This window comes from Nocardia paucivorans NBRC 100373 (genome assembly GCF_000308675.1).
GTDB lineage: Bacteria > Actinomycetota > Actinomycetes > Mycobacteriales > Mycobacteriaceae > Nocardia > Nocardia paucivorans.
Window position 1 is genome coordinate 1 of record NZ_BAGE01000114.1, and the last position, 8,856, is coordinate 8,856.

Genomic DNA, 8,856 nt, shown 5'->3' on the forward strand with positions numbered 1-8,856 from the left:
CCAGGCGTTGCGGCGAGGAGAGACGTCGTTGGCGTTGGCCGGTGGGGTGAGCGTGGCGGCGAGCCCGAGTTTGTATGTGGATTTCGCCCGCCAGCGGGGCCTGGCCGCCGATGGCCGGTCGAAGGCGTTCGCGGCCGCGGCCGATGGGGTGGTGTGGTCGGAGGGGGTGGGGGTGCTGGTGCTCGAGCGGTTGTCCGACGCCCAGCGGCTGGGTCATCAGGTATTGGCGGTGGTGCGGGGGAGCGCGATCAATCAGGACGGGGCCAGCAACGGGTTGACCGCGCCGAATGGTCCGTCGCAGCAGCGGGTGATCGCCGCGGCATTGGCCGATGCCGGGCTCGGGCCGGCCGATGTGGATGCGGTGGAGGCGCACGGGACCGGTACCCGGTTGGGGGATCCGATCGAGGCGCAGGCGGTGATCGCCGCCTACGGCGCCGACCGGGATCGGGACCGACCGCTGTTCATGGGGTCGGTGAAGTCGAACATCGGGCACGCGGTGGCCGCTGCCGGTGTTGGTGGGGTGATCAAGATGGTGGCCGCGCTGCGGCACGAAACCCTGCCGAAGACACTGCATGTGGATGTGCCGACGCCGTATGTGGATTGGTCGTCGGGGGTGGTGCGGTTGTTGACCGAGCCTCGGTCGTGGCCGGTGGGTGAGCGTCCGCGTCGGGCGGGGGTGTCGTCGTTCGGGATCAGCGGCACGAATGCGCATGTGATCTTGGAGGAAGCACCCCGACAAACGGATTCGACCGCCGAATCGGCCACCGGAGCGGATGGTTTCGGTGCCGCGACCACGGTGGTGCCGCTGCTGATCTCCGCCCGCTCCGAGCGGGCGCTGCGGGCACAGGCCGACCGGCTACGGCAATGGCTGATCGAACACACCGATCTCGGGTCGGCGGATGTCGCGCGCGCTCTGCTCGAGACCCGCGCCCAGTTGTCCCACCGCGCCGCGGTGGTGGCCGGCGACCGGGAACGATTGCTGGCCGGATTGGCCGACCTCGCCGCCGAATCGGATTCGACCGATATCGTCGCAGGACAGGTCGTCGCCGGGAAAACGGCATTCCTGTTCACCGGTCAGGGCGCGCAGCGGACCGGAATGGGTGCCGGATTGTATGCGGCGTTCCCGGTCTTCGCGTCGGCATTGGACGAGGTGTGCGCGGCATTCGACCCGCTGCTGGGTCGGTCGTTGCGGGAGGTGATGTTCACCGACCCCGACGGGGTGTTGGATCGCACGGAATGGACCCAGCCGGCGCTGTTCGCCTTCGAGGTCGCAATGTTCCGGCTGCTGGAATCGTTCGGGGTCGCACCGGATCTGCTGATCGGGCACTCGATCGGTGAAGTGGCCGCCGCGTATGTGGCGGGGGTGTGGTCGCTCGCCGACGCCTGTGCCCTGGTGGCCGCGCGCGGACGGTTGATGGGGGCATTGCCCGAGGGCGGAGCGATGCTCGCGGTCGCGCTCGGGGTGGCGCGGGTGGAGGAGATCATCGCCGATCTCGGTACCCGGGTGTCGATCGCGGCGGTGAACGGGCCGGCGTCGACGGTGTTGTCCGGTGACGCGGACGTCGTCGACCGGATCGAACGGCAATTGTCCGATTCCGGTGTCAAAACGAACCGGCTGCGGGTGAGCCACGCGTTCCATTCGGCGCGAATGGAACCCATGCTGGCCGAATTCCGTTCTGTGGCCGAATCGCTCACCTATCGGGCGCCGAACCTGCCGGTGGTGTCCACCCTGTCCGGTGCGCTCGCCGGGGAGGCGGTGGCCGAACCGGAGTACTGGGTGCGGCAGCTGCGCGAATGTGTCCGATTCGCCCCCGGGGTCACGGCCCTGGTGGAGGCGGGGGCGCGGCACTTCGTCGAGGTCGGCCCGGATGCGGTGCTGGCGGCCATGGTGCGGTGGGTTCTGGCGGAGAATCCGGAGGTCGAGTCGGCGTCGTCGGTGGCCGCGGCCTCCCGGCGACCGACCCCGGACTCGGCCGACGAACGCGCGGCCGCCGACGGTGAGGTGACGCAATTCGTCACCACCTTGGCGCGGATCCATATCGCGGGCGGCCGGGTGGACTGGCGTCCGTTGTTCACCGGCCGGCGTCCGGTTCGGGTCGCATTGCCGACCTATGCGTTCGAGCATCGGCGTTACTGGTTGACACCCACCGAGACGGGTGACGTTCGGACCTCGGGTCTGGATGGTGTGCGCCATCCATTGCTGGGGTCGGCGGTGTGGCTGCCGGACGGCCGGGGCGTGGTATTGACCGGACGACTGTCGTTGTCGACCCAGCCCTGGCTGGCCGATCACCGCATCGGCGGGGTGGTGCTGGTGCCGGGAACCGCGTTCGTGGAACTGGCCTTGGCGGCCGGGGCGGTGACCGGTGACCGGCGACTGGCCGAACTGGTGGTGGCGACACCGTTGATCCTGCCGGCGACGGGCGCGGTGGAGCTGCGGGTGCTGGTGTCCGAACCCACCCCCGAGGGTGAGCGCACGATATCGGTGCATTCGCGCCCACAGCGCGACGAAGGCGAGGACGGGGCGGAATGGGTCCACCACGCCACCGGAACCCTCGTGGCGGACGCGGTGACACCGGAAGGGCCGGCGCCAAAGACACGGCATTGGCCGCCGACCGGAGCGCGGCCGATCGAGATCGGCGACGGTTACGCGGAGCTGGCCGAACGGGGTTACGGCTATGGGCCGGCCTTCCAGGGGTTGACCGCGCTGTGGCGTCAGGGTGACGAGATTTTCGCCGAAGTGGATCTGCCGGAGGCGGTCCGGTCCACCGCGGATCGGTTCGGTGTGCACCCGGCCCTGCTGGACGCCGCCCTGCACGCGATCTTCCTCGGTGATCTGACCGAACCCGCCGCGCCGGGCGAGATTCTGGTGCCGTACGCGTGGGAGACGGTCGATATCCATGCCGTCGGGGCGGAAGCGGTTCGGGTTCGGTTGACCGCCGACCGGGCGGCGGACGACCGGCGGATCACCGTGACACTGCTCGATGCCCAGGGCACACCTGTTGTCGAGGTCGCGGCGATGACCCTGCGGCCGGTCCCCCTCGCCGCCCTGGGCGCGGCGAATGCGGCGGACGCGGCCGATGTGTACGAGGTGCGTTGGGAACCGGTCCGACCGGGTGCGGCGGAACGGTTCGCGTTCACACCGGCGGTGCTCGGGGACACGGCGGTGCCGGGAATCGAGGCGGTCCACGCATCGGTGACGGAACTCGTCGCGGCGCCGGTCGTCGCGAGTACGGTTCTGTGGCGGGTGCCCGGGTCTTCCGATACATCGGACACCGACGCCCCGGATGCGGTGCGGGCCCGGGTGCACACCACCTTGGCGCTACTGCAATCGTGGCTCGCCGACGAGAGACTGTCCGAGAGCCGCCTGATGCTCGTCACGCGCGAGGGCGCGGGATTGCCGGGTGAGGTTCCGGATCCGGCCGCGGCGGCGGTATGGGGCCTGGTGCGCAGCGCCCAGTCCGAGCATCCGGGTCGATTCGTGCTCGTCGACGAGGACCCCGCCGCTCCGATGGACAGGGAACTGGTCGAGGCGATACTGCGCACGGGGGAGCCGCAGGTCGCCGTGCGCGCCGGTGAGATCCGAGTGCCCCGATTGGTTCGCGTGCAGGCTGCGAATGTTTCCGCGACACCGGTCGACCTCGCGGACGGCACGGTATTGATCACCGGGGGCACCGGGGGACTGGGTGCGCTGTTCGCCCGCCATCTGGTGACCGAACACGGGGCGCGCCGGTTGGTGCTCACCTCGCGCCGGGGTCCGCAGGCGCCCGGCGCCACGGAACTGATCGCCGAACTGGAGCGGTCCGGGGCACAGGTGCGGGTCGTGGCCTGCGATATCACCGACCGGACGGCGGTGCAGGCGCTGTTGGACGGTATCGACGCCGAACACCCGCTGGCGGTGGTGCACACCGCCGGGGTGCTCGACGACGGCACGGTGCAGTCGCTGACCGCCGAACAGGTGGACCGGGTGCTGGCGCCGAAGGTCGACGGTGCCCGGCTGCTGGACGAGTCGACCCGCGACCGTCCGGTATCGGTATTCCTGCTGTTCTCCTCGATCGCCGGTGTACTCGGATCGGCCGGACAGGGCAACTATGCCGCGGCGAACGGTTTCCTGGACGCATTGGCGCAGCGGCGGCGGGCCGCGGGATTGCCGGCGACCGCCCTGGCCTGGGGTCCGTGGAACCAGGGCAGCGGAATGACCGGCGCCTTGGACCGCGCCGCCCTCGCTCGCTGGGAGCGGATGGGGCTGGGACAACTCGACGATGCCGAGGGCATACGACTTTTCGACACGGCGCTCGTGTGCGAGGACGCGCGCCCCGCGCTGATCCGTTTCGACGCGGGTGCGCTCCGGCGGGAAAGCGATCCCACCATGGTTCCCGCCGTGCTGCGCGGATACGTGCGCAAACGCGCGCCGCGCGCCGCGTCCCCGCGTCCGGCGCCGACCACACCGACATCCGAGTGGGCGGTACTGCCCCCGGCGCGGCGGGCCCAAGCGGTGCTCGAACTGGTGTTGGCGCAGGCGGCGGCCGTGCTGGGACACGATTCGGCCGACGATATCGCCCCTGATCAGCGTTTCGACGCAATCGGTTTCGACTCACTGGGCGGAGTGGAGTTCCGCAACCGGTTGGCCAAGGCCGCCGGGGTGACACTGCCCTCGACCCTGGTGTTCGACCACCCGACCCCGGCGGCGGTGGCGAAGCTGGTGCTGTCGCGTATCGAATCGGAACCGGAGACCGAACCCACCACCGAGAAGGTCGCCCGCCGGGTCGGGACGGACGAGCCGATCGCCATCGTGGGCATGGCCTGCCGGTTCCCCGGCGGTGTCGCCTCCCCGGACGACCTGTGGGATCTGGTCGTTTCGGGCACGGACGCGACCGGTGACTTCCCCACGGACCGAGGCTGGGATCTGGAGCGGTTGTTCGACCCGGACCCGACCGAACCGGGCACGGTGTATTCGCGTCGCGGCGGATTCCTCTACGAGGCGGGTGATTTCGATCCCGGTTTCTTCGGGATCGGACCGCGCGAGGCGGTGGCCATGGATCCGCAGCAGCGGTTGCTGCTGGAGGTCTCATGGGAGGCGCTGGAACACGCGGGTATCGACCCCACCTCGCTGCGCGGCACCGACACCGGTGTCTACACGGGCGTCATGTACCAGGACTACGAGACCGTGACCCGGCAGGCCGGACCCGAGGTCGAGGGATACGTCGTCACCGGAACCGTGGGCAGCGTGGTGTCCGGTCGGGTGGCCTATGTGCTGGGGTTGGAGGGGCCCGCCGTCACGGTGGACACCGCCTGCTCGTCGTCCCTGGTCGCCCTGCACCTGGCCGCTCGCGCCCTGCGGCAGGGGGAGAGCTCGCTGGCATTGGTGGGTGGGGCGACGGTCATGGCGACACCCATGGTGTTCCAGGAGTTCTCCCGCCAGCGTGGTTTGGCCCGCGACGGACGCTGTAAGTCGTTCTCGGCGGCGGCCGACGGCGTCACCTGGTCGGAGGGCGCGGCCGTGCTGGTGGTGGAGCGGCTGTCCGATGCCCGCCGGCTGGGACACAACGTGCTGGCGGTGATCCGGGGTAGCGCCATCAACCAGGACGGCGCCAGCAACGGTCTGACCGCCCCCAACGGTCCGTCGCAGGAACGGGTTATCGCAGCGGCCTTGGCCGACGCCGGGTTGGAGCCGCACGATGTGGATGTCGTCGAGGCCCATGGCACCGGGACGGCCCTGGGCGACCCGATCGAGGCGCAGGCATTGATCGCCGCCTACGGCCGCAACCGGGACGGACGCCCGCTGTGGCTCGGTGCGCTCAAATCGAACATCGGTCACACCCAGGGCGCCGCCGGCGTCGGTGGGGTGATCAAGATGGTCGAGGCACTACGGCACGAAACCCTGCCGAAGACACTGCACGTGGACGCGCCGAGCCCACATGTGGACTGGTCGGCGGGTGAGGTCGAATTGTTGACCGAGCCACGGTCGTGGCCCGCGGGTGAGCGAGTGCGCCGGGCCGGGGTGTCGTCGTTCGGGATCAGCGGCACGAACGCCCACGTGATCCTCGAGGAAGCGCCCCCCGCCCCGGAAACGAAACCCGACCTGACCACGAACGGGCCGGATATCGATATCGCGGCCGTGCCGTGGGTGGTGTCGGCGAAATCGGCAGCGGCGCTACGCGGGCAGGCGGACCGTTTGCACCGGTGGCTGATCGACCGTCCGGATGCCGAGATGTGGGCGGTGGCCCGGTCACTGGTGGATACCCGGGCCTCGCTGGAACGGCGCGGAGTCGTCGTCGGACGAAACCGCGATGAACTACTCACCGGTCTGGCCGATCTGGCGGTGGGAGCGCCGGGCACGATCGAGACGACCGCCGGCCCCGGAAAGACCGCGTTCCTGTTCACCGGTCAAGGCGCGCAGCGGGTGGGAATGGGCGCCGGACTGTATGCGGCGTTCCCGGTGTTCGCGGCGACGTTGGACGAGATCTGCACCCATATCGATCCGCTGGTGGGGCGGTCGCTGAAAGAAGTGATGTTCACCGACCCCGACGGGGTGTTGGATCGCACCGAGTTCACGCAGCCGGCGTTGTTCGCGTTCGAGGTGGCGATGTTCCGGTTGCTGGAATCGTTCGGCGCCACACCGGATGTGGTGATCGGGCATTCGATCGGGGAACTGGCAGCGGCGTATGTGGCCGGGGTGTGGTCGCTCGAGGATGCGTGTGCGGTGGTGGTGGCGCGGGGCCGGTTGATGGGCGCGCTGCCGGCGGGTGGGGCGATGCTGGCGGTCGCCGTCCCCGAGGCCGAGGTGGCCGAGATGGTGGCCGATTATGGCGACCGATTGGCCGTGGCGGCGGTGAACGGACCGAGGTCGGTGGTGTTGTCCGGGGAGGCGGACGCCGTCGACCGGGTCGAGCGACAGCTGTCCGAAACCGGTGTCAAGACAAACCGCCTGCGGGTGAGCCACGCGTTCCATTCGGCGCTGATGGATCCGGCGCTCGACGAATTCCGTGCGGTGGCCGAGGGATTGACCTATCGGGAGCCGTTGCTGCCGATGGTGTCGAATGTGTCGGCGGCCCTGATCGGCGCCGAAGCGACCGACCCGGAGTACTGGGTCGCGCAGCTGCGGGGATGCGTCCGGTTCGCCCCCGGAATCGACACCCTCGTCGCGGCGGGGACCCGCCGGTTCGTGGAGATCGGACCGGATGCGGTGCTGGCGGCGATGACCCGGCAGTGTCTGGCCGAGACCCCGGATGTCGAGGCCCGATCCACGGTGGTGGCGACGGCGCGCCGCGCCGGTGCGGAAGAAACCGAAGAACCCGCCGACGCGGAGGCGACCCGTTTCCTCTCGGCGCTGGCGTGGGCGCATGCGGCGGGCGCGGAAGTGGACTGGTCGCCATTGTTCGCGGGCCGTCCCACGGAACGAGTGCCGTTGCCCACCTACGCATTCCAGCATCAGCGCTATTGGGCGCGTCCCGTCGCCGCACCGAATGTGTGGCAGTCGGGCCTGGACGATCCCCGGCACCCCCTGCTGGGCGCCATGGTGCGACTGCCGGATTCGGCGGAACTCGTCTTCACCGCGAGGCTGTCGCCGGCCGAACATCCCTGGCTGGCCGAGCATGTCGTGGCCGGGGTGGCGTTGCTACCCGGGGCCGCCCTGGTCGAACTGGCCCTGCACGTGGGAACGCTGGTGGAATGCCCCCGGGTGGCCGAGTTGGTGATCGAGGCGCCCCTGCCGATACCGTCCACCGGAACCGTCGAGTTGCGCGTGGTGGCGGGCGAACCCGACGACGCCGGTGCGCGCACGATCACGGTGTATTCGCGCTCCGGCGATGGGGAAACCGATGATTCGGTCGCCGATCGGGATCCGCTCGGGTCGGAGTGGGTGCGACACGCGGTGGCCACCGTGATCGCGCAGCGCGACACCCCCGCCGCGGGACCGGTTCCGACGAGTTGGCCGCCGGCCGACGCCGTCGCGACGGATCTCGGTGACGCCTACGCGGAACTGGCCGAACTGGGCTACGGGTACGGACCGGCGTTCCAGGGCCTGACCGCGCTGTGGCGCCGCGACAACGAGGTGTTCGCCGAGGTCGCCTTACCGGAAACCGTGCGGGCGGGCGCCGCGGAATTCGGTGTTCACCCGGCGCTGTTGGATGCCGCGCTCCATGCCGTCCTGCGCGGTGGTCTGGTGCCCGATATCGACGAGGGCGCATTGGTCGTCCCGTTCGCCTGGGAGGACGTCACGCTGTACGCCACCGGTGCGACCGCCGTGCGGGTCCACGCGACGGTGACCGGTTCCGCGCCGGGCAGTACGCAGATCACGCTGACCCTCACCGATCCGGCGGGCATGGTCGTGGCCGAGGTTCGATCGCTGACGGTGCGGCCGTTGCCGGTCGAGGCATTCGCGTCGACACACCGGCGGACCGACGGAATCGGCTACGAGGTGACCTGGACGACGCTCGGTGAGCCCGAGGGTGCGGAGGTTCCGGTGCTCACCTGGGGATCGGCCGGTGACGAGGAAACCGTCACCGTCTCGGGACGCGAGGCGATGGTGGTGTGGTTCGATCCCCGTTCCGGGAGCGAAACCACACACACCGTGGACGATTCGGCGCTGCCGGAGCTCGTGCGGGATTCGGTGACGGAGTTGACGACACGCGTCCAGCGCCTGCTCACCGGGGATCGGCTCGTCGTGGTGGTGACCCGGCAGGCGGTGGCCGTTCATCCCGGTGAACCGATCGATCTGCCCGCGGCGGCGGCCTGGGGGCTGTTGCGCACGGCGCAGAGCGAACACCCCGAACGGATTCTGCTGGTCGATATCGACGAGCAGACCGATCGGCGGTCGGCGGTGGCGACCGCCGCCGCATTCGCCGACGAGCCGCAGGT

General features: G+C 70.0%; 1 protein-coding gene. It reads left to right on the forward strand.

Annotated elements, in window-relative coordinates:
- Positions 1 to 8,856: type I polyketide synthase (locus tag ON32_RS23555; protein WP_040793209.1), on the forward strand; the 8,856-nt coding region annotated here is incomplete at both ends.